This window comes from Solidesulfovibrio sp., from assembly GCF_029978005.1.
Lineage (GTDB): Bacteria > Desulfobacterota > Desulfovibrionia > Desulfovibrionales > Desulfovibrionaceae > Solidesulfovibrio.
On record NZ_JARKOZ010000084.1, the window covers coordinates 1 to 19,286 of the forward strand.

The 19,286-nt window shown below is 67.3% G+C and carries 20 protein-coding genes; 4 read left to right on the top strand and 16 right to left on the bottom strand.

The features are described 5' to 3' along the window. From Q1K70_RS09840 to Q1K70_RS09915, 16 genes are all read right to left on the bottom strand, one after another. Nucleotides 1–767: UbiD family decarboxylase (locus tag Q1K70_RS09840; protein ID WP_300158471.1), on the bottom strand; the 767-nt coding region annotated here is incomplete at its 3' end. A 53-nt stretch (nt 768–820) separates the two neighbouring features. Then, on the bottom strand, nt 821–1,693 hold the full coding sequence (locus Q1K70_RS09845) for a hypothetical protein (RefSeq protein ID WP_300158474.1): 873 nt from the start codon (nt 1,691–1,693) through the stop codon (nt 821–823). A 48-nt stretch (nt 1,694–1,741) separates the two neighbouring features. Continuing rightward, a complete protein-coding gene (locus Q1K70_RS09850; RefSeq protein ID WP_300158477.1) occupies nt 1,742–2,173 on the bottom strand; it encodes a hypothetical protein in 432 nt (143 codons plus the stop codon). Between the two features lie 120 nt (nt 2,174–2,293). After that, nucleotides 2,294–2,608 carry a hypothetical protein gene (locus Q1K70_RS09855; protein ID WP_300158480.1) on the bottom strand — a complete coding sequence of 105 codons (315 nt, stop codon included), beginning with the start codon at nt 2,606–2,608 and terminating at the stop codon, nt 2,294–2,296. Beyond that, entirely contained in the window at nt 2,609–3,349 is a 741-nt protein-coding gene (locus Q1K70_RS09860) for a flagellar basal body-associated FliL family protein (RefSeq protein WP_300158483.1), read from the bottom strand. 176 nt (nt 3,350–3,525) lie between these two features. Further along, on the bottom strand, nt 3,526–3,909 hold the full coding sequence (locus Q1K70_RS09865) for a chemotaxis response regulator CheY (protein ID WP_300158486.1): 384 nt from the start codon (nt 3,907–3,909) through the stop codon (nt 3,526–3,528). A gap of 81 nt (nt 3,910–3,990) precedes the next feature. Next, nucleotides 3,991–4,785, bottom strand: coding sequence for a FliA/WhiG family RNA polymerase sigma factor (locus Q1K70_RS09870; RefSeq protein WP_300158489.1), 795 nt, complete (start codon nt 4,783–4,785; stop codon nt 3,991–3,993). Beyond that, nucleotides 4,727–5,593: a MinD/ParA family protein gene (locus Q1K70_RS09875; RefSeq protein ID WP_300158492.1), complete on the bottom strand. Its 867-nt coding sequence runs from the start codon at nt 5,591–5,593 to the stop codon at nt 4,727–4,729. Before Q1K70_RS09875 ends, Q1K70_RS09870 begins: the two co-directional genes overlap by 59 nt. Nucleotides 5,594–5,625: 32 nt before the next feature. Continuing rightward, complete coding sequence (locus Q1K70_RS09880) at nt 5,626–6,729, bottom strand: flagellar biosynthesis protein FlhF (protein WP_300158495.1); 1,104 nt, start codon at nt 6,727–6,729, stop codon at nt 5,626–5,628. Further along, nucleotides 6,719–8,821, bottom strand: coding sequence for a flagellar biosynthesis protein FlhA (gene flhA, locus Q1K70_RS09885; RefSeq protein ID WP_300158498.1), 2,103 nt, complete (start codon nt 8,819–8,821; stop codon nt 6,719–6,721). The genes Q1K70_RS09880 and flhA overlap by 11 nt, the downstream gene beginning before the upstream one ends. Nucleotides 8,822–8,853: 32 nt before the next feature. Then, nucleotides 8,854–9,927: a flagellar type III secretion system protein FlhB gene (locus Q1K70_RS09890; RefSeq protein ID WP_300158501.1), complete on the bottom strand. Its 1,074-nt coding sequence runs from the start codon at nt 9,925–9,927 to the stop codon at nt 8,854–8,856. A 21-nt stretch (nt 9,928–9,948) separates the two neighbouring features. Next, entirely contained in the window at nt 9,949–10,728 is a 780-nt protein-coding gene (gene fliR, locus Q1K70_RS09895; RefSeq protein WP_300158630.1) for a flagellar biosynthetic protein FliR, read from the bottom strand. A gap of 39 nt (nt 10,729–10,767) precedes the next feature. Then, entirely contained in the window at nt 10,768–11,664 is an 897-nt protein-coding gene (locus tag Q1K70_RS09900) for a M23 family metallopeptidase (protein WP_300158504.1), read from the bottom strand. Beyond that, nucleotides 11,657–12,451 carry a tRNA 2-thiocytidine biosynthesis TtcA family protein gene (locus Q1K70_RS09905; protein ID WP_300158507.1) on the bottom strand — a complete coding sequence of 265 codons (795 nt, stop codon included), beginning with the start codon at nt 12,449–12,451 and terminating at the stop codon, nt 11,657–11,659. Before Q1K70_RS09905 ends, Q1K70_RS09900 begins: the two co-directional genes overlap by 8 nt. Further along, nucleotides 12,448–13,302: an HDOD domain-containing protein gene (locus Q1K70_RS09910; RefSeq protein ID WP_300158510.1), complete on the bottom strand. Its 855-nt coding sequence runs from the start codon at nt 13,300–13,302 to the stop codon at nt 12,448–12,450. The genes Q1K70_RS09905 and Q1K70_RS09910 overlap by 4 nt, the downstream gene beginning before the upstream one ends. Next, complete coding sequence (locus Q1K70_RS09915; protein ID WP_300158513.1) at nt 13,299–13,772, bottom strand: chemotaxis protein CheD; 474 nt, start codon at nt 13,770–13,772, stop codon at nt 13,299–13,301. The genes Q1K70_RS09910 and Q1K70_RS09915 overlap by 4 nt, the downstream gene beginning before the upstream one ends. Before the next feature lie 214 nt (nt 13,773–13,986). On the opposite strand from Q1K70_RS09915, the gene Q1K70_RS09920 reads away from it, so the two are divergent. From Q1K70_RS09920 to Q1K70_RS09935, 4 genes are all read left to right on the top strand, one after another. Then, nucleotides 13,987–14,565 (top strand): DedA family protein, encoded by a 579-nt coding sequence (locus tag Q1K70_RS09920; protein WP_300158516.1) that lies wholly within the window; start codon nt 13,987–13,989, stop codon nt 14,563–14,565. A gap of 185 nt (nt 14,566–14,750) precedes the next feature. Then, nucleotides 14,751–16,547, top strand: a complete 1,797-nt coding sequence (locus Q1K70_RS09925; RefSeq protein WP_300158519.1) for a methyl-accepting chemotaxis protein — start codon at nt 14,751–14,753, stop codon at nt 16,545–16,547. A 39-nt stretch (nt 16,548–16,586) separates the two neighbouring features. After that, nucleotides 16,587–18,710 carry a chemotaxis protein CheA gene (locus tag Q1K70_RS09930; protein WP_300158522.1) on the top strand — a complete coding sequence of 708 codons (2,124 nt, stop codon included), beginning with the start codon at nt 16,587–16,589 and terminating at the stop codon, nt 18,708–18,710. Nucleotides 18,711–18,768: 58 nt separating this feature from the next. Continuing rightward, nucleotides 18,769–19,281, top strand: coding sequence for a chemotaxis protein CheW (locus Q1K70_RS09935; protein ID WP_300158525.1), 513 nt, complete (start codon nt 18,769–18,771; stop codon nt 19,279–19,281). Nucleotides 19,282–19,286: the final 5 nt, after the last annotated feature.

Consider the following 19,286-nt stretch of genomic DNA (forward strand, 5'->3'; position numbering starts at 1 on the left):
TGCAGGTCCACGGTCTTGCACTGCACGAGCTCCACCGGAGCCTGGCGCAGGAAGCCGGCGAAGAGGAATTCGTCGATGTCGTCGGGCAGGGGGGCGGTGGCGGCGTAGGTGCAGGCCGGGTCCGGGCCCAGGGCCACGGCCACGGGCAGGCGCTCGCCGGCTTTTTGGGAGAGCTTGTAATGGTGCGCCCCGCCCTTGTGGCGGTGCCAGTGCATGCCGGTGGTGTTTCTGTCGTAGACCTGCATGCGGTACATGCCCACGTTGCGCTTGCCCGTGACCGGGTCCCTGGTCACGACCACGGGAAAGGTGATGAACGGCCCGGCGTCGCCCGGCCAGGTGGTCAGCACCGGCAGGATGGACAGGTCCACGTCGTCGCCGGTCAGGACCACGTCCTGGCAGCGGCCGCTCCCCACGGTCTTGGGGAAGATGCCGGCCATCTTGGCCAGCTTGGGCAGGAGCTTGAGCTTGTCGATGAGGGTGTCGGGTTTTTCCATCTCGAGCACGGCGTCGATGCGCCGGCCCAGGGCGTCGAGGTCTTCGCACTCGAGCGCCAGGTGCATGCGCGGGTACGAGCCGAACATGTTGGTGAGCACCGGAAAGCGCGCGCCCTGGGGTTTCTCGAACAGAAGCGCCGGCCCCGTGGCTTTGGACACCCGGTCCGTGACCTCGGCGATCTCCAGGTAGGGGGAAAGGGGCGCGCCGATGCGCTTGAGCTCCCCTTTTTTCTCCAGAAGTTTCAGAAATTCCTGCAAGTCCTTGTATGCCATCGGGAATGCTCCAAGCGGACGGTCTCTGGCGGCGACGAGGCCGGTCCCCGGCTTTATACCCGAAGCCGCAGCCCCGTAAAGGGCCGGGCCGTGGCGGCGAGTCGCCCGGCCAGAAAGCCCGAGGCCAGGGCGGGGGGCAGCGGGCCTGCGTTCTGGCAGGCCGGGGCGAGTTCGGACCGGCCGAAGCGCACGCTCGCCAGGGCGCGCAGGATCGCCCCGGCTTCCTTTTCGCGCTCGCACATGAGGCGGTAGAGGATGCGGCCGGGCCGCCAGGAGATCACGGCGGCCACGACGCCCGCCTCCTCCAGTCGGCCGCTGACGCGAAGCGACCAGCCGGGCCCGCCCTCGGCCGCGGAAAGGCGCGCCTCCAGCAGTTCGGACTGGGCCAGCCCCGGAAAGGCCCAGGGCACGTAGCGGGGCCGGCCGGCGTCGGCCGGCAGAAAGGCCCGGGCGGCGGCGAAAAGCTCGGCCACGGCCGCGAAATCGGCCCGGGCGGCGGGATCGGCGGCCAGGAAGGCGGCGAAGCGCCGGCGCGCGGCCGAAAGGTCCAGGGGCGGCGGCGCGGGCAGGGAAACCCGGGCCAGGCGGCGTTCGAAGCGGGAGCGGGCCTCGGTCAGGCCGGCCAGGAGCAGGGACGGGTCGGCGGCGGCCGAAGGCGGGGGCGTGACGTCTCGCAGCACCAGTTCCGGCTCCAGGCGCTCGATGCGAAAGACGAGCTCCCGGCCGGGCACGGGCTCGTGCTCCAGCAGGGCCAGCAGCTTGTGCCCGGCCACGACCACCCAGTACAGTCCGCCCGGCCCGGGCCCGAGCAGCCGGCCGCGCACGGTCTGGCCGACCCGGCGGCCGCGTCGGAAGGCCTCGGGATCGGAGCGGTCCTTGCCGCCGGGCGTCTGCCCGCCGCCGCCTCCCTGACCGGAAATCCGCATGCCGCCCGTCCGCCGCGCGCCGGGAAGGTCCCGGGAAAAGGGTTGGGCTTAGGCCCCGGGGAGTCCGGGGTTCTGGGCGAGGATGAGCTCCACCTCGTCCAGGGACAGGCCCGTGGCCTTGGCCAGGGCCTGAGGACTCTGGCCGCGCCGGGAGCCGTTGACGATGATCTGGCGCAGGAATTCCGGGGACCGGCTGTATTCCTTGGCCTTCTTGACCAGCTTCTCCAACTCGGCCCGGCGCTGTTCGAGCTTCTGGTCGAGTTCGGCCAGCTCGGCCTGGCGGCGGGTGAAGCTGCCCACCAGCTCCTGCTCGAGCTTGGCGTTGAAATCGAGCTTTCTCAGCAGTGCGTCCTGGTTTTTCTGGAGCTTCGCGAGCAAATCCTCGGAGCGGCGCAGGCGCGAGAAGAAGAGCACCACGAGCAGCAAGAGCACCAGCTCGCACACGGTGAGGAAGATGACGAGAAGGGAATAGCCGTTCATGGTTGGTGGCCGATGCATACGCCGCGAGAGCGCTCCAAGGCAAGGGGCTTGGCCCTGACGACGGCGCGGAAAAGGGAGAAGCCTGGTGAGGCCATGGGACGGCCGGGGGCGGACGCGGAATCAGATCTTGCGGTCGATGATGTGGCCGGCGAAGGGCGAGGGGTTGCTGGCCTGGGTCTCCTCGGGCTCGGGGGCGGCCCGGCGGCGGCGACGCTGCTGGAACTGGCCCGGGGACTGGCGCTCCTTCTGGTCGCCCACGGAATCCATGGCGTCCTGCTGCTCGATGCGCTGGGGCTGCTTGGCCTGGTCGGCCAGGGCCTGGCGGGCCATTTCCTGGGAGGCGGCCAGGGCGGCCTCGGGTTGCACGAGCTCGGCATGGGCCACGTTCTGGGCGTAGGGCATGGTCTGGAAGATGGTGGTCAAATCGATGGACATCTACTTCACCAGGAAATCCTCGATAAGCAGGTTATCCAGCGGTTGGGCCCCGACGAACTGGTTGATGACCGACAGGACGTCCTTTTTTATCGCCTCGGTGTTGTTCTTATCGGTCAGAAACTCCATATTCTTATTCTTCAGATAATAATACACGGCGTCGCGCACGACAATGAGGTTGCGCTTGAGTTCCAGCTCCACCGGGGGCTCCTGGGTGACGGCCGTGAACCGGATGGTCAGGAAGCGGGTGCGGCCCTTGGGATCGGTGAGCTCCACCAGGAACGGGTCCATGGGGATGACGATCTCGCGCTTGGGCGCGGGCGGTTCGGGCGGTGGCGGCGTCGGCGCGATGGGCGTCGGCGCGGCCTCCTCGACGGGCGGTGGCGCGGCCTCCTCGACGGGCTCCGGAGGCGGGGCGGGTTTTTTCAGGAACAGGAAATAGGCGGCCACGCCGGCGACAAGGAGAAGGGCCGCCGCGCCGATGAGGATGAAGAGCTTCTTGCGGGAGGGTTTGGCCGCCTCTTGCGCGGGCTCGGCGAAGGGGCTGGCGGCTGCCTCGGCCTGGGGCGGGGCCTCCTCCTCGACCTCGTCCTCGAGGAAGGGGGCGTCGTCGAGGTCGAGGTCGACCTTCTGCAGGGCCTTCGGCAGGTCGTCGGACAACTCGCTGTCGTCAAGCTTGGCCTTGACCTGGAAATCGAGATTGTCGTCGGCGACCATGGCTGCCTCGTAACGGTCGACGGACACGGCGACGTCCCGGTCGCGCCGCGGGAAGGCGACGCTGCGTCACGCTTCCGTGAAATGAGCCGGCGGCGCGTCGTCCGGCCGTCCGGGTCCTCGGGGAAAGGAAACGGGGCCGGCCGCCGCCGCGGCCCGCCCCGTGCTCCCGGACCGTGTCCGGGCTCCGACAGGCGGCGGCGCCGCTATTTGTCGAAAATCTTGTCGATCTTCTGGCCGAGAGTCTCGGCCGTGAAGGGCTTGACGATGTAGTTGGACACCTTGGCCTGGACGGCTTCGATGATGTTCTCCTGTTGGGCTTCGGCCGTGACCATGAGGAAGGGCAGGTTGGCGAACTCCTCGCTGGAGCGCACCTTGCGCAGCAGTTCGATGCCCGGCATGTTCGGCATGTTCCAGTCGGAGATGATGAAGTCGATCTTGTCCTTGTTGAGGGTCTCCCAGGCGGTGCTGCCGTCGTCGGCCTCGATGATGTTGTTGAAGCCCAGTTGCCTGAGGATGTTCTTTATGATCCTGCGCATGGTGGAAAAGTCGTCGACGACCAGGATGCGCATTTCCTTATTGGCGGCCATGGCTCTTCTCCTGTTGTTCCAGAGTGGTCATCAGCCTGTCCGGCCGGGCGGCCCGCTCCCTGGGGAAGGCCCGCCGCCAAATCAGTGCTGCTCGATGTTGAACTGGGCTTTGAACTTCTGCCGCAGCCGGGCCAACGCCTGGGAATGCAGCTGCGACACGCGCCCCTCGGTGATTCCCATGACCTCGGAAGTTTCCCGCATGTTCAATTCCTCACCGTAATAGAGCGACAATACCAGCTTTTCCCGGGGAGTCAAATCATCGATGAGAGAGGCCAGCTTGTCGACCAGCTCCTTGAATTCGGCCGATTTGTAGGGCTCGTTTTCCAGCTGGTTCTTCTGGTAGGAGGAAATGTTCTCGGTGATGGCGTCGAGGCTCAGGCACAGCTGGTTCTGGAGCGCCTCGAGCCCCTGGGACACCTCGCGTTCGGTGAGCCCCGTGGCTTCGGCCAGCTGCTCCACGGTGGCCGGCTTGCCCGAGTCGCCCTCGATGCGCCGCGAGGCCTCCTCCAGGGTGCGCACCCGGTGGCGCTGGCCGCGGGAGAACCAGTCCATGCGCCGCAGGTCGTCGAGCATGGCCCCCTTGATGCGCGATTCGGCGTAGGTCTCGAACTTGATGCCCAGTTCCGGCCGGAACCGGCCCAGGGCCTCGAGCAGGCCCATGGCCCCGGCGCTCAGCAGTTCGCCGAGTTCCACGGACTGGGGCAGCTTGGCCTTGAGGCGGGAGGCCACGATTTTGATCTTGGGCGAGTAATGGCGCACGATCTCCTGTCGATCGCGCGCGTCGAACTCCTCCCAACGGGCGTCGCCGGATTCGAGCCTAAGCCAGGGGCTGTTCCTGGAAGAGGAGCTTTTTCCAGAAAAATTTGATGTTTCCATCGAGCTTGGCGTCCACGTCCCAGGAATCGATCGTTTGGGCCAGTTCCATGAGCTTCCTGCTGGCCGGAGCGTCCGGGCTCAGGAAGCAGAAGGGTTTTTGGCGGATGACCGCGTTTTTCACGGCCGGATCGGCGGGCACGACCCCGGTGAAGTCCAGGGAGATGCCCGACAGGAAATGGTCGCAGGCCGTGGACAGCTTCTCGTAGACCGCCTTGGCGGCTTTGACGCTCGGGGCCATGTTGACCACCACCCGGAAGCGGTGCACGTCGTGCTGCAAGTGCATGACCTTGATGAGCGCATACGCGTCGGTCAGGGAGGTGGGCTCGGTCGTCAGGACCAGCAGCCGTTCCCGGGCCGCCAAGTTGAAGTAAATCACATTGTCATTGATTCCGGCCCCGGTGTCCACAATCAAATAGTTGATGCGGCCCTCCAGGTAGTCCATGGCCTCGAGCAGGTCGAGCTTCTGGCCGGTGGAAAGGGCCAGCATGTCGCTCACGCCCGAGGAGGCCGGCAGGATGGAAAAGCCGAAAGGCGTTTCCATGAGCACCTGCTTGAGGTCCACGCCCTCGTGGAACAGGTGGAACAGGTTCATCTTGGGGGTAAGCCCGAGCAGGATGTCGACGTTGGCCAGGCCCAGGTCGGCGTCGAGCAGCACGACCTTGCGCCCCAGGCGGGACAGGCAATAGGCCAGGTTGACCGACAGGTTGGTCTTGCCCACGCCTCCCTTGCCCGAGGTGACGGACAGCACCTGAGGGATTTCCGTCGCTGGGCGGGCGGTTGCGGGTGTTGCGGCGAAACGGCTTGGCATGCGTCGTCCTTAGGCTCCGGCGTGGGATCGCGTCATTCGCCGGGCAACTGGTGTTTGAAGAGCAGTTTCCAAACAGCCTTGCCCGAAGCCGGCGTCATGCCCTGGGTCAGCTCCGGCCCGTGGCCCAGGGCCGAAACGGGCAGGGACGAGGCGTGCGCCATGTTGACAAGGCTTCCGTAATTACAGGCTTCGTCGAGCTTCGTCCAGACGAGACTGGAAAGGGGCGGGCAGCGGTACACCCGCAGGGAGTGCTCCAACTGGTTGGCGGCGAAAAGGGGCGAGAGCACCAGATGGGCGCGCAGCCGTTCCCGGCCGGTCAGGCCCATGGAGGCGCACCAGCCGTCCATGGCCCCTTCGCCGCGAAGGCTCGGCGTGTCGATGAAGACCGCCGCGCCGGCGTCGGCCTCGTCAAGAATCCGGCGGAAATCCTCGGGCCCGTCGGCCTCGGCGTAGGTCAGGCCGGAAAGCTCGGCGTAGTGGCGCAGCAGCAGCCTCCCCTTGCCCCGGCCGCTGTCGGCGTTGACCACCACGACGCGCCGGCCGGGGTCGGCCGCCCGGGCGGCCAGGGCCAGGCGCAGCAGGACCGAGGTCTTGCCGACGCCGCTTGGGCCCACGAACATGTGGGCCGCGCCGGGCCATTCGGCTTCCGTCAGGGGTTTGACGCGAACCAGGCGCGACAGGGCCGGGATGACCGTGTCCTCGCCCCGGTCCATGATGGAGCGGAAGACGGCCAGCACCGAGGCCTCGTCCACGCCCTCGCGCTCCAGGTATTCGAGCGCCAGGCGCTGGCGCGGGGACAGGGCGGAAAAATCCATGCGCGGGCGCAGAAGCGCCAGCAGGTGTCCCTTGATCTCGCCCCATTCCCGGTTCCAGTCGCCTGTCGCGGGCTGGCCGTTTCCCTTGGCCTGGCCGCCGGCCGGGACGTTGCCGTTGCCGCCGCCCGGGGACGCGGTCTTTGGCGGCGCGGGCCGCAGGGGGGAATCGGGCTGCTCCAGGGCGGCCATGACCTCGCACAGGCTGCGCCCGTCCTCGCGCACGCTCTGGCTGCCGAGGATCACGGCCTCTTTTCCGAGCTCCTGGCGGATCTGCCCCAGGCAGGCCGCCATGGACTCGCCGCGAAAGGTCTTAACCCGCATTGGACAGTCCTATGTTGGCGACGGATTGCAGTTTGATCTCGGCCGGGATCTCGGCCTGGGAGATGACCGGCAGATTGGGGATGAACCGGGCCAGAAGCTGGGCCAGATGGGGACGCACCAGGGGAGTGGTCAGGAGCACGGGCTGGCCGTCGCTGACGAGCGCCTTGTCCATGGCCCGCTGGATGGCCTGGATGATGCGCTGGGCCAGGCCGGGCTCCATGGCCAGGTAGGCCCCGTGGTCGGTCTGGCGCACGCTTTCCTGGATGGCTCCCTCGACCTTGGGCGTGAGGTTGAGGATGGGCAGGGCCCCGTCGCTGGTCAGGTAGGGTTTGACGATGGTGCGGCCCATGCGGGAGCGCACGTATTCCGTGAGCTGGTCCGGGTCCTTCACCGAGGAGCCGTAGTCGGCCATGGTCTCGGCCACGGTGAGCAGGTCGCGGATGGACACGCCTTCCTTGACCAGGTTTTGCAGCACCTTCTGCACGCCGCCAAGCGTCATGGCGCCGGGCACCAGGTCCTCCACGGCCTTGGGCGCGCGCTTGGCCAGGTTGTCGAGCAGGACCTGCACTTCCTGGCGGCCCAGGAACTCGTGCAGGTGGCGCTTGAAGACCTCGGTCAGGTGGGTGGCGATGACCGTGGCCGGATCGACGACGGTGTAGCCGGCCAGCATGGCCTCGTCCTTCTGGAGCTCCGGCACCCACAGGGCGGGCAGGTTGAAGGCGGGCTCGCGGGTTTCCACGCCCTTGATGCGGTGCTTGGCGTCGCCGGGGTCCATGGCCAGGTAGTGGTCGATGAGGATCTCGGCCGTGGCCACCTCGTTGCCTTTTATCAGCACCACGTACTGGCCGGGGCGCAACTGGAGGTTGTCGCGCAGGTGCAGCGAGGGAATGACCACGCCCATGTCCAGGGCGAACTGGCGGCGGATGGAGCGGATGCGCGAGAGCAGGTTGCCGTTTTGCTCCTCGTCCACGAGCGGGATCAGGCCGTAGCCGACCTCGAGCTCCAGGGCGTCCAGCGGCAGGAGCGTCTGGACCTCCTCCGGGGTTTCGAGTTCCGGCGCGGGCTTCTTGTCCTTGGTGTCGGCCTCGGCCTGGAGCATTTCCTGCTGCCTGGCCGACAGGCGGCTGACGAAGAAGAGCAGGGCGGACATGACCAGGAAGGGCAGGGTCGGCAGCCCCGGCACCAGGCCGAAGAGCAGCAGCATGCCCGACACCAGGCGCAGAGCCCTGGGGTGGAAGGTCAGCTGGGCCAGGAATTCCTCGCCCATCTTGGCCTCGGCCGCGGCTCGGGAGACGATGAGGCCGGCGGACGTGGAGATGATGATGGAGGGGATGATGGAGACCAGGCCGTCGCCGATGGTCAGCAGGGTGTAGGTCTGGGCGGCGTCCTTCCAGTCCATGCCCTTTTGCATGACGCCGATCAGGAAGCCGCCGAAGATGTTGATGGCGGTGATGATGATGGTGGCGGTGACGTCTCCGGAGACGAACTTGCCCGCGCCGTCCATGGCGCCGTAGAAGTCGGCCTCCTTGCGGATGGCCTCGCGGCGGTCGGTGGCCTGCTTTTCGTTGATGAGGCCGGCGTTGAGGTCGGCTTCGATGGCCATCTGCTTGCCCGGCATGGCGTCCAGGGTGAAGCGGGCGGCCACCTCGGCGATGCGGGTGGTGCCGGCCACGATGACCTTCTTGTTGATGGCGAAGAGCACCAGGAAGATGACGCAGCCGACCACGTAGTTGCCGCCGACGACGAACTGGCCGAAGGCCTGGATCACGTGGCCGGCGGCCGAGGGGCCCTCGTCGCCGTGCAGCAGGATGAGGCGGGTGGAGGCCACGTTCATGGACAGGCGCAGCATGGTGGTGACGAGCAGCAACGACGGGTAGATGGAGAATTCCAGGGGCGAGCCCATGAACATGCTGGTGATGAGCACCACGAGGCTGATGGAGATGGAGAAGGTGAGCATCAGGTCGATGAAGGCCGGGGGGATGGGCACGAGCATCACGAACAGGATGACCACCACGCCGGCGGCGAGCATGATGTCGCCCTGGCGAGTGAACTGCTCGTAATTGAATTTGACCGGGTTCGCTTGCTTCGCCATGATTTTGACGCCCCTTCCCGTTTGCCTCCCGATCAGCGGGGACCGCCGGGACGCTTGAACTTGTCGAGTTGGGCCAGGATCGAGGCCACCGCCTGGTAGAGATCCTCGGGGATGACCTGGCCGATCTCGACGCTCTTATACAAGGCCTGTGCCAGGGGCTTGTTCTCGCGGATGGGAATGCGATGCTCCCGGGCGATTTCCTTGATCTTCTCGGCCACATGGTCCGCGCCCTTGGCCAGAAGCATGGGGGCGGGCGTCTCCTTGGGATCGTAGCGCAGGGCGCAGGCCAGGTGGGTCGGGTTGGTGATGACCACGTCGGCCTTGGGAACCTCCTGGAACATGCGCCGCTGCATGACCTCCATCATCTTCTGCTTCTGCTTCCGCTTGATGACCGGGTCGCCCAGGGCCTGCTTGGTTTCGTCCTTGATCTCGTCCTTGGTCATCTTGAGGTTTTCTTCGTAGTCCCAGCGCGTGTACCAGACGTCGAGGATGGCGATGACGAGCATGGGGCCCATGGTGTAGAGCACCAGCGTGAAGCCGTTTTGCAGGATGAAGACGATCAGGGCTTCCGTCGTCTGGTAGAAAAGGGGCAGGAATTCGTTGAATTTGCGTTTGAGGATGATGTAGGGCGCGATGGCGATGGCGGCGGCCATGGCCACCTGCTTGCCGAGCTGGACCAGGGTCCTGGGGTTGATGAGCAGCTTCTGCACGGCCCCCATGGGGTTGAACAGGTTGCTGAAGTCCGGGTTGAAGAGCTTGGAGTACCAGACTTCGCCCACCTGCAGCCGCTGGGTGACGTAGGCCACCACGGCCATGACCAGAAGGATCGGCAAGAGCATCAGGGCCAGCTTCTGGGAGAGCATCCACAGGAGGGCGGTGACCCCGTCGGTGGTGGCCTCGAAGCGCAGGTTCTGGCCGAGGAACTGGACGAAGACGGCCTTGAGGTCGTCGCCGAGCCCGACGATGACGAAGCGGATGGCGATGAGCCCGGCCATGAGCACGGTGAGCTTGGGCAGCTCCTGGCTGCGGGGGACGGACCCCTTCTCGCGCGCCTTGCCGCGTCGTTTGGTGGTGGCTTTTTCTGTCTTGCTCGGATCTCTCGCCATGACCGGCGTCCTTTCCCCGCGTTATCCCGAGGCCTTGAGCACGAGCCTGTACATGGGGACGAGTTCGTCGATGAACTGGCCCACGTAGATGACCAGGGCGGCGAAGACCAGGGTCATGAAGAGGAAGCCCACGCCGATCTTGAGCGGGAAGCCGATGAAGAGCACGTTCATTTGCGGCGCGGCCCGGGCCACCAGGGCCAACGCGAGGTCCACCAGGAAGATCGAGGCCATGATCGGAGCGGCGATCTTGACGGCCATGACGAGAATCTGACTGGAGAAGGATATGAGGTGCTCGCCCAGGGCGGCATTGACGAGCAGGCCGCCGGGAGGCACCAGCTCGAAGCTCTGGGCCAGGGCGCCGATGAGGATCAGGTGGCCGTTGAGGCTCAGGAACAGCATGGTGGTCACCTGGTTCATCAGGTGGCCCAGGCCCGATTCCGAGGCACCCGTCATGGGGTCGATGCTGTTCATGAGCGTGAACCCCATGGAGAAGCCCATGACCGCGCCGGCGCTTTGCACGGCGGCGAAAAGAAACGATACCAGGATGTTGAGCAGAAGCCCCATGATCACCTCGCCAAGGAACATGAGGGCGATCATCCAGGGGTTGGCCGGCATGAGCGTGCCGGGAAAGGACAGCATGGGGTACACGGCCAGGGCCATCACGATGCACAGCGCGCCCTTGACGGAATTGGGAACCAGGGTCGCCCCGAAAAACGGCAGCATGAACAGCAGCACGCTCATCCGCATGAGCGTCAGGAAGAAGCCGAAAACCACGTTCGGATCGAACTGGAACAGGTTCATGCGGCAGCGCAAGCAAAACCCGGGCCACGGGCCGGGAGGCTATTCCAGGATGTAGCGCATGGGGTTGACGGGCACCCCGCCCAGGCGCGTCTCGTAGCGCAGGTGCGGCCCCGAGCCCTGGCCGACGTCGCCCACATGGCCGAGCAGTTGTCCCCTGGACACGGCCTGCCCCTTGGTCACGACCACGTCGCGCATGTGGCCGTAGGTGGTGACCAGCCCCCCCTGGTGGTCGAGGACCAAGCCGGATCCCCCGCCGTCCGATTCGCCGGCGTAGGTGACCACGCCGGCTCCCGGGGCGACCACCGGGGTGCCCAGGGGCGCGGCGATGTCCATGCCCTTGTGGAACTCCTTTTTCCCGGTGAACGGCGACACCCGCTCTCCGAAGGGGGAGGCGATCCAGCCTTCCACGGGCCAGGAGGCGGGCATGGCCGCCAGGCGGGCCTTGTCCGCGGCCAGGGCGTCCAGGAGTTCGCCCTGGCGCAGGCGCTCCCGGGCCGCGCCCTCGCCCAGGGCGTCCAGGAACTGATGGAGCTTGCGGGTGAGCATTTCCTGGCGGTAGAGCGGCAGGTACTTCTTCTCGAAGTCCTGCTCGTCGCCGCCGGACGGGGAGACCTCCCGGGGGGCCTGTTCCAGGCCCACCATCTGGCGCAGCTTGGCATCGAAGACGCGCAGCCGCGACAGGTCCGACTCCAGGGCCTTGATCTTGTCGCCAAGGCCGAGGATCTGCGCGTTCTGGTCCTTGGCCTGCTGTTCGAAGGAGGCGGCCTCGCGCTCCATGCGTTTATAATTGTAATAAAATCGCACCAGATAGGCGTCCACGGCCACCAGGGCCGCCAGGACCGCCAGGATCAGGGCGAAAAGCCAGCCCCGAAAGCGCAGCTTGCGGCAGGAGCCGTGCTGGTCCCGGAAGATGACGATCTGGTAGTTCTTAAACATCCCGGTCCCTTGCCGCCGCCCCGTCGGACTGCGCGTCGCGCGCGCCCTGCCAGCGCCCCAGGGCGTTATGGAGGTTGACGGCGCGCTTTTTCCCGCCGGCGCAGATGTCCCGGATCCAGGTCTCGGCCTCGTGGCGCATGGATTTCCCGGCCATGGGGCAGGGATTGGCGAACACGGGCAGCTCCCAGGCCTTGGCCGCCCGCACGATGGTCTTCTTGTCCACGAGCAAAAGCGGGCGGATGACCGTCAGGCGGCCGCCGAAGAAGGATTCCCGGCAGGACAGCCCGTCCACGCGGCCGTTCTGGAACATGTTGAGAAAGAAGGTGGCGGCCAGGTCGTCGGCGTTGTGGCCGAAGGCCAGGTGGCTGAGCCCGTAGGCGGCGCACAGGTCGAAAAGCCGTTTGCGCCGCAGCCAGGCGCAGTAGAAGCAGGCTGATTTCTTCTTGTTTTCGTCGGAGAAGGCCCTTGGGCCGAAATCCGTGACCTCGATGTGGGCGGCGATGCCGAGGTCGGCGCAGAGTCCCGCCAGGGGGGCGTGGTTGGTCGTGTCGAAGCCGGGGTTGAGGTGCAGCAGCATGAGCTCCACCGGAAAGGGGACGATGCGCCGGCGCACGTGCATCACGGCCAGCATGACCAGGCTGTCCACGCCGCCGGACACGGCCAGGCCCACCCGGGCCCGGGGGGCGAGCTGGCCGGTTTCCATCATGAGCTTGCCGGCCTTGGCCACGCAGACCCGCTGGGCGTAGCCCAGGTCCCGGGCGCGCAGGGGATGGGAGGCGCGCGTCAAAACGTGCTTTCCATGAGGATTTCGCGAACCTCGGCGATCTGTTCGAGGATCGTCTCCATGACGGCCTCCATCTGTTCGGGGGTGACGTCGAGGCGGGCGAACACCGCCGCCGAGGGCGTGTACTGCATGCCGTCGATGCCCATGCCGATGCCGGTCATCTTGGCGATGACGTCGCCCACGTGCACGAGATCCAGGGCCAGGTCGGGCTCCGGGCAGTCGTCGGGCCGCAGCCGGTAGCGGACCACGTTGACGATGGGGGTGGGGATGGACCAGCGTTCGAGGAGGATGGCCCCCAGTTCGGCGTGGTCGATGCCGAGGATCTCCTGCTCGGCCTTCTCGAAGGGGATCTGCCGTTCGTGGGCCAGGGTCAGGATGGGGCCGGCGTCAACCTCCAGGAAGGAACCCAGGGCGGTCTTGCCGATGTTGACGAGCAGCCCGGCCGTGAAGGTGTGGGGCGGCGCGACGAGGCCGAGTTCCCGGGCCAGGGTTTCCGAGGCCGTGGCCACGGCCACGGAGTGTTCGAGAAGTTCCCCCGGACGCAGGCCGTAGCCCTTGATCTCGTAGCGGGTCATGGGGGCCACGCCCGAGGCGATGACCAGCTGGTAGACCCGGTTGAGCCCCAGGCGCATGAGCGCCTCGCGCACGGAGGTCACCTTGCCGCCGCCGCCGAAGAACGACGAGTTGGCCATGCGCAGCACGTTGACCGTGAGTCCCGGGTCGTACTCGATGATGCGGGCGAGCTGGCGCAGGTCGGCTTCGGGATTGCCGATGTAGGCCAGCACCTTCTGCACGGGCATGGGCATCTGGGGGATGGCCAGGGCCTTCTGGATGATTTCCTCGCGTCGGCTCATAAATCCCAGGACCTCCCGCATGACGAAATCACGACCCGGCCCGTTTCCGCGTAAAGGCGCATGGTGCGCGGGATGGTGCCGCCGACGTCTTCGGCGGCGAGGCGCATGTCGTTGACTTGCAAGAGCTTTTTGAGGGCCGCGAAATTGTTGGCGCCGGTGTCGAACTGGTTGGAGATGTGCATCATACGGCCGCAGCCGGCGGCCTTGAGCACGAGGCTTTCCCGCGTGGCCCCGCGATTGAACAGGGCGCGCATCATCTGCGGCACGCCGAGGTTGACGTACATGAAGGGGTTTTTGACCGGCCCCTTGCCGTCGCGGGCCACCGGCAGCAGGCAATGGATGAGCCCGGCCACGCCCGCCTCGGGGTCGTAGGCGGCCAGCCCCAGGCAGGAGCCCAGGGCGTGGGTGACAAGCACGTCCTTGGCCCTGCTCGTGACCTTCATGTCGGAGATGCTGACGATGATCTCCATGAACCGTGTTCCGTGGCGCTTCCTGGCTGAGGCTTCGGGATGGGGGACGCGGGCGTGCGTCCGAGGCGGCAAACTAGCCGGAAACGCCGGCCAGGACAAGCCGGACGCTCTCGTCGTGTCTGTCGGCTGTGGACAGAAGCCGCGCAAGCGAATACGTTGCCTCGGCTTTCAAACGAGCAAGGATCGCGAGGCAGTCGGCCAAACGGAGCGGGCGATGTCCATTGAATTCCTCAAGCACGTCATCGAGCAGTACGGCTATCTGGCGCTTTTCATAGGCACGTTCCTGGAAGGGGAGACCATCCTGCTTCTGGCGGGGTTCGCCGCCCATTCGCCCCAGTTCGGCCTGGACCTGCGCTGGGTGATCCTGTCCGCCTTCGCCGGCAGCCTGGCCGGCGACCAGACGGCCTTCTTCGTCGGCCGCCACTACGGGCGCAGGCTCGTGGCGCGCAGCGAGAAATGGCGGGAAAGGGCCGAGCGGGTCCACCGCATGCTGGCCAAGTACCACGAGGTACTCATCCTGTCCTTCCGGTTCTTCTACGGCTTGCGCAACCTCACGCCCTTCGTCCTGGGCACGGCCGACATCACCGTGCGCAAGTTCTTCGTCTTGAACGCCGTGGGCGCACTGGTCTGGGCCGTGGCCTTCGCGCTCATCGGCTACGCCTTCGGCAGCCTGCTCGAAAACGTTCTGACCCGGGTCATCGACAACGTTCACAACGCGGAGATGCTCGTCCTGGGCCTGGCCGTGGCCGTGGTCGCGGCGGTATGGGTGGTCAAGCGCCTGCGGCGGCGCTGACGCGTCCGTCCCGGCCGGCGCGCGCCCGTTTGGCCCCGTCCAGGCCGGACGACAAAGGCCTTTGTCTTTTGCGAAAAAAAGTGTAGGCAATCCATGGCCCCGACTTGTCCGGGGCGAATGGGGCGAAGCGCTGTCGTGCCCGCGCTTCGAGCACGCGCCGCGCGTATCGCGGCGGGGACGGGACAATGGCCGACACCACCCACCGGGCGCGCGAGGCGAACGCGGCGCTGCGCGAGTGCAGAAGAGCTCTTGGCGGCATGGGGCAGGGGCTGACTTCCGTCGTGCACGGGCGCGAAAAAGATTTTCTGGCCCTCGGGGAAAGCCTGATGGAGCTGGAGTCCTCGTGCGGCGACATCTCACGCCAGGCCGACGAACTGACGTCCTGCGCCACGGGCCAGAACCTGCACGTCGCCCTGGAACGGTTTTCCGGACAGCTGGCCGGACTGACCGGCGGCGCGACCGTGGAGGCCGGGCGGGCGAGCCTGCGCGACATCGAGGCCGTGGCCGGCATCGTCGAGGAACTCGCCGGCATCCTCTCGGCCTTTTCGCGCATCGTCAAACACCTCTCCATGCTCGGCATCGCCACCCGCATCGAAAGCGCCCGCCTGGGCGGGGACGGGCGCGGCTTCTCCACCCTGGCCGACGACGTGGAAAAGCTCGCCCACCTCATCGTGGACCACTGCGCCGGCATCGCGGCCAAGGTCGAGGCCCTGCGCGGCCACGTCGCCTCGGCGCGGGAGCGGACGCTCGGCATCATCCACGCTCAGGAGCAGTGCTTCGAGCTGGTTTCCAGGGAGCTGTCGGCCAACATCGCCGGACTGGCCGCCATGTCCGCCAGCTCGGCCGAGCTGTCGGTCGAGCTGGCGCGAAACGCCGAAAGCATCCGCGCCGAAATCGGCCAGGCCGTGCGTTCCCTGCAATCCCACGACATCGTGCGCCAGCAGATCGAGCACGCCGAGCACGCCCTGGCCGAGGTGGCCCACGTCCTCGACGAGGACGGCGGCCGGGCGGGCGAAGAGGACGCCGTGGACCTGGCCGCCTTCGTGGCCGACGTGCTGACCCTGCAGGATTCGCAGCTCAAAAGCGCCGACGAGCATTTCGCCCAGGCCGCCGACCGACTGCGCGGCGCCCTGGATTCGCTCGCCGCCCGCATCCGGAACATCGGCGAGGCCATCACCTCGGCCATCGGCGGCCAGGGCAAGGACAACTCCCTGGCCCGGGTCGAATCCGGCATCGCCATGGTCAAGGAGGAGCTCGGCGGCTTCGCCGCCCAGGGCGAGGCCCTCGGCGGCATCATGGATTCCGTGGCCGGCACCATCACGGACATGGGCGGTTCCATCGAGGCCATCGAGGAGGTCGGGGCCGAGATCGAACTGATCGCCATCAACGCCAGCATCAAGGCCGCCCACACCGGCGCGGCCGGCGCGGCGCTCGGCGTGCTGGCCCTGGCCATCCAGCGCCTCTCCGTGGACGCCATCCGCCAGACCGACGCCGTGGCCGGCATCCTGCGGGAGATTTCCAAGGCGTCGCGCACGCTGCAGGACAACGCCGGACGCTGCAACGACCAGACCGAATCCTGGCGCGTCATCGGCGAGCTCGACGCCGTGCTCTCCGACGCCAGCGCCTCTTCCGGGCGTTGCCTCGATCTTTTCGAATCCCTGCAGCGTTCCAGCGCCTCCGTGGGCGAGCGGGCCGCCAAGGTGGGCGCGGGCATCGACTTCGACCGGGACATCGGCGCGCGCCTGGGGGCCATCCGGCGCGCCCTGGCCGATCAGGTGTCCCTGGCCAGGAAGGTCGCCCCGGAAGGAGGCAGCGGCCGCAGCGCCCGGCTGCGCCAGCTCTACGACCGCTATACCATGGAAGCCGAACGGGCCGTGCACGAGGCCGCCTTCGGCCAGGCAGGGTCGGGAGCGGCGGCGCCGGCGGCAGGGCCGGCGTCCGAGGACTCCGGAGAGTTCGGTGACAATGTCGAACTGTTCTGACGCGTCCGGCCGTGAACCGGCAGGGAGGCCGTCACGCCGATGAAGAACCAGGAAGACGCCCACCGCGCCGCCTACGTCGAGGAGGCCAGGGACCTGCTGGCCGAACTCGAGGCCTCGCTCCTGGAACTGGAGCACAGCCCCGGCGACGTCGACCTCCTGCACAAGATCTTTCGCGGCCTGCACACCGTCAAGGGCTCGGGCGCGATGTTCGGCTTCGACGACATCGCGGCCTTCACCCACGACGTGGAATCGGTTTTCGACCGGGTGCGCAACGGGCTGCTCGGCGTGGACCGCCGGCTGCTCGACCTGTCGCTTCGGGCCTGCGACCACATCCGCGCCCTGCTCGATCCCCGGGAGGAACAGGAGGCGGAACTGGCCGCCACGGGGGCCGAGCTCCTGGCCGGCTTCCGGGCCGTGGCCGGGGCGGTCGAACCTTCCCCGGCACGGCCGGCCGAGACGTCTGCGTCCGAGAAGTCGCGGCCCGGCGTATCCCGCATCTGCCGGCTGCGCTTCCGGCCCCACGGCGACATGCTGGCCAGCGGCAACAATCCCCTGCTTCTCCTGGAGGACTTGGCGGCGCTCGGCGACTGCCGCTGCTACGTCCACACCGAGGACGTCCCCGCCCTCGAGGACCTCGATCCCGAATCCTGCCTCGTCTGGTGGGACTGCGTGCTGCGCACCGAAGCCGAGGCCGCGGCCGTTGCGGACGTGTTCGTCTTCGTCGAGGACGACTGCGAGCTGCGCCTCGACGTGCTCGACGACGGCTGCGCCGGAGACGGCGAGGCCGTCCACCGCCGCCTGGGCGAAATACTGGTCTCGCGCGGCGACATCAGGGAGGAGGATCTGGAGGCCGCCCTGGCCGCCCAGCGGCGTCTCGGCGATATCCTGTCCGACACGGGCCTGGTCAGCCCCGGCACGGTGGCCTCGGCCCTGTCCGAGCAGCAGGCCGTGCAGGAGCTGTCCCAGAGGACCTGCGATCGCAGCGACAAGGCCTCGAGCATCCGCGTGGCGGCCGACAAGCTCGACGATCTGGTCGATCTGGTGGGCGAACTGGTCATCGTCCAGGCCCAGATCCGCCAGGCCGTGGAGGATCGGGGCGATCCGGCCCTGCGCGGCCTGGCCGAGCACCTGGAACGCCTGGCCGAGAGCCTGCGCGATTCGACGCTGTCCATCCGCATGCTGCCCATCGGGGCAACCTTCGCCCGATTCCGCCGCCTGGTGCGCGACCTGACCGCCGAACTCGGCAAGGAGATCGATCTGGTCACCCAGGGCGAGGAGACGGAACTCGACAAGACCGTCATCGAGCGGCTGGGCGATCCGCTGGTCCACCTGCTGCGCAACAGCATCGACCACGGCATCGAGTTTCCCGACGTCCGCAAGGCGGCGGGAAAGCCGCCCGCGGGCGTCATTCGCTTAAGCGCCGCCCATTCCGGCGGCGAGGTGGTCATCACCGTGGCCGACGACGGCGCGGGCCTGAGCGCCCAGGCCATCCGCAAGCGGGCCGAGGAGCGCGGGCTGATCCCCGCCGGGGCGGAGATGACGGCCAAGGAGCTCTACAACCTCATCTTCCTGCCCGGCTTTTCCACGGCCAAAGCCGTCACCAGCATTTCCGGGCGCGGCGTGGGCATGGACGTGGTCAAGCGGGCCATCGACGCCCTGCGCGGCTCGGTGGAGATCGATTCGCAGCCCGGACGCGGCGCGACCATCACCGTGCGCCTGCCCCTGACCCTGGCCATCATCGACGGCTTGCAGATCCAGGTGGGCGCGGAGTATTACGTCGTTCCGCTGGGACTCGTGGAGGAGTGCGTGGAGAGGGCCCGCGGCGGCGACGGGACGGAGCCCGGGATGCTCAACATGCGCGGCCAGGTCGTGCCCTGCCTGCGCCTGCGTGAGGCCTTCGCCATAGACGGGGATCGCCCGGTCATCGAGCCCATCGTGGTGGTCACCGTGGACGGAGCCAGGGTCGGCCTGGCCGTGGACAGGGTGGTGGGCGAGCACCAGACCGTCATCAAGAGCCTGGGCCCGCTGTACCGCGACATCGAGGAATTTTCCGGCGCCACCATCCGGGGAGACGGCCGCATGGCCCTGATCCTGGACGTGGCGGCGCTGGTGCGCCGGGCGGCCGACCCGGACGGATCGCATCCGGCCCTTTTTGCCAAGTGAAAACCGCCAATCGCGCCGCATCCCGCGCCAACCGCCGGGGATCGGGAGGACGACAGCCATGGCCGAGGCCGCAAACAGCAACGACAACCAGTACCTGACCTTCACCCTGGAACGGGAACTCTTCGCCCTGGACATCGGCTCGGTGCGCGAGGTCCTCGAACTGGTCAACATCACGCGCGTGCCCCGCACGCCGGACTACATCCGGGGCGTGATCAACCTGCGCGGCCGGGCCGTGCCCGTGGTGGACCTCAAGCTCAAGTTCGGCATGGGCGCCACCGAACGCACGGTCAACACCTGCATCATCATCGTGGAGGTCAACCTGGAAGGCGAGGCCACGGTCCTCGGAGCCCTGGCCGATTCGGTCCAGGAGGTCTACGAGATGGAAAGCTCCCAGATCGAGCCCACGCCGCGGATGGGCACGCCCATCAAGTCCGATTTCATCCGGGGCATGGGCAAGTCCGGAGACCAGTTCATCATCATCCTGGACATCAACAAGGTCTTCACCTCCCTGGAATTGGCCGGCCTGGCCCAGACCCTGGGCGAGGCCGCGCCCGAGAACGCGGAGGCCTGATGCCC

Bases quoted from the DNA above. Each gene is read 5' to 3' on its own strand.
- Q1K70_RS09845 (WP_300158474.1), bottom strand. From the start codon at position 1,693: ATGCGGATTTCCGGTCAGGGAGGCGGCGGCGGGCAGACGCCCGGCGGC.
- Q1K70_RS09850 (WP_300158477.1), bottom strand. From the start codon at position 2,173: ATGAACGGCTATTCCCTTCTCGTCATCTTCCTCACCGTGTGCGAGCTG.
- Q1K70_RS09855 (WP_300158480.1), bottom strand. From the start codon at position 2,608: ATGTCCATCGATTTGACCACCATCTTCCAGACCATGCCCTACGCCCAG.
- Q1K70_RS09865 (WP_300158486.1), bottom strand. From the start codon at position 3,909: ATGGCCGCCAATAAGGAAATGCGCATCCTGGTCGTCGACGACTTTTCC.
- Q1K70_RS09870 (WP_300158489.1), bottom strand. From the start codon at position 4,785: ATGGAAACATCAAATTTTTCTGGAAAAAGCTCCTCTTCCAGGAACAGC.
- Q1K70_RS09875 (WP_300158492.1), bottom strand. From the start codon at position 5,593: ATGCCAAGCCGTTTCGCCGCAACACCCGCAACCGCCCGCCCAGCGACG.
- Q1K70_RS09880 (WP_300158495.1), bottom strand. From the start codon at position 6,729: ATGCGGGTTAAGACCTTTCGCGGCGAGTCCATGGCGGCCTGCCTGGGG.
- flhA (WP_300158498.1), bottom strand. From the start codon at position 8,821: ATGGCGAAGCAAGCGAACCCGGTCAAATTCAATTACGAGCAGTTCACT.
- Q1K70_RS09890 (WP_300158501.1), bottom strand. From the start codon at position 9,927: ATGGCGAGAGATCCGAGCAAGACAGAAAAAGCCACCACCAAACGACGC.
- fliR (WP_300158630.1), bottom strand. From the start codon at position 10,728: ATGAACCTGTTCCAGTTCGATCCGAACGTGGTTTTCGGCTTCTTCCTG.
- Q1K70_RS09900 (WP_300158504.1), bottom strand. From the start codon at position 11,664: ATGTTTAAGAACTACCAGATCGTCATCTTCCGGGACCAGCACGGCTCC.
- Q1K70_RS09910 (WP_300158510.1), bottom strand. From the start codon at position 13,302: ATGAGCCGACGCGAGGAAATCATCCAGAAGGCCCTGGCCATCCCCCAG.
- Q1K70_RS09915 (WP_300158513.1), bottom strand. From the start codon at position 13,772: ATGGAGATCATCGTCAGCATCTCCGACATGAAGGTCACGAGCAGGGCC.
- Q1K70_RS09920 (WP_300158516.1), top strand. From the start codon at position 13,987: ATGTCCATTGAATTCCTCAAGCACGTCATCGAGCAGTACGGCTATCTG.
- Q1K70_RS09925 (WP_300158519.1), top strand. From the start codon at position 14,751: ATGGCCGACACCACCCACCGGGCGCGCGAGGCGAACGCGGCGCTGCGC.
- Q1K70_RS09930 (WP_300158522.1), top strand. From the start codon at position 16,587: ATGAAGAACCAGGAAGACGCCCACCGCGCCGCCTACGTCGAGGAGGCC.
- Q1K70_RS09935 (WP_300158525.1), top strand. From the start codon at position 18,769: ATGGCCGAGGCCGCAAACAGCAACGACAACCAGTACCTGACCTTCACC.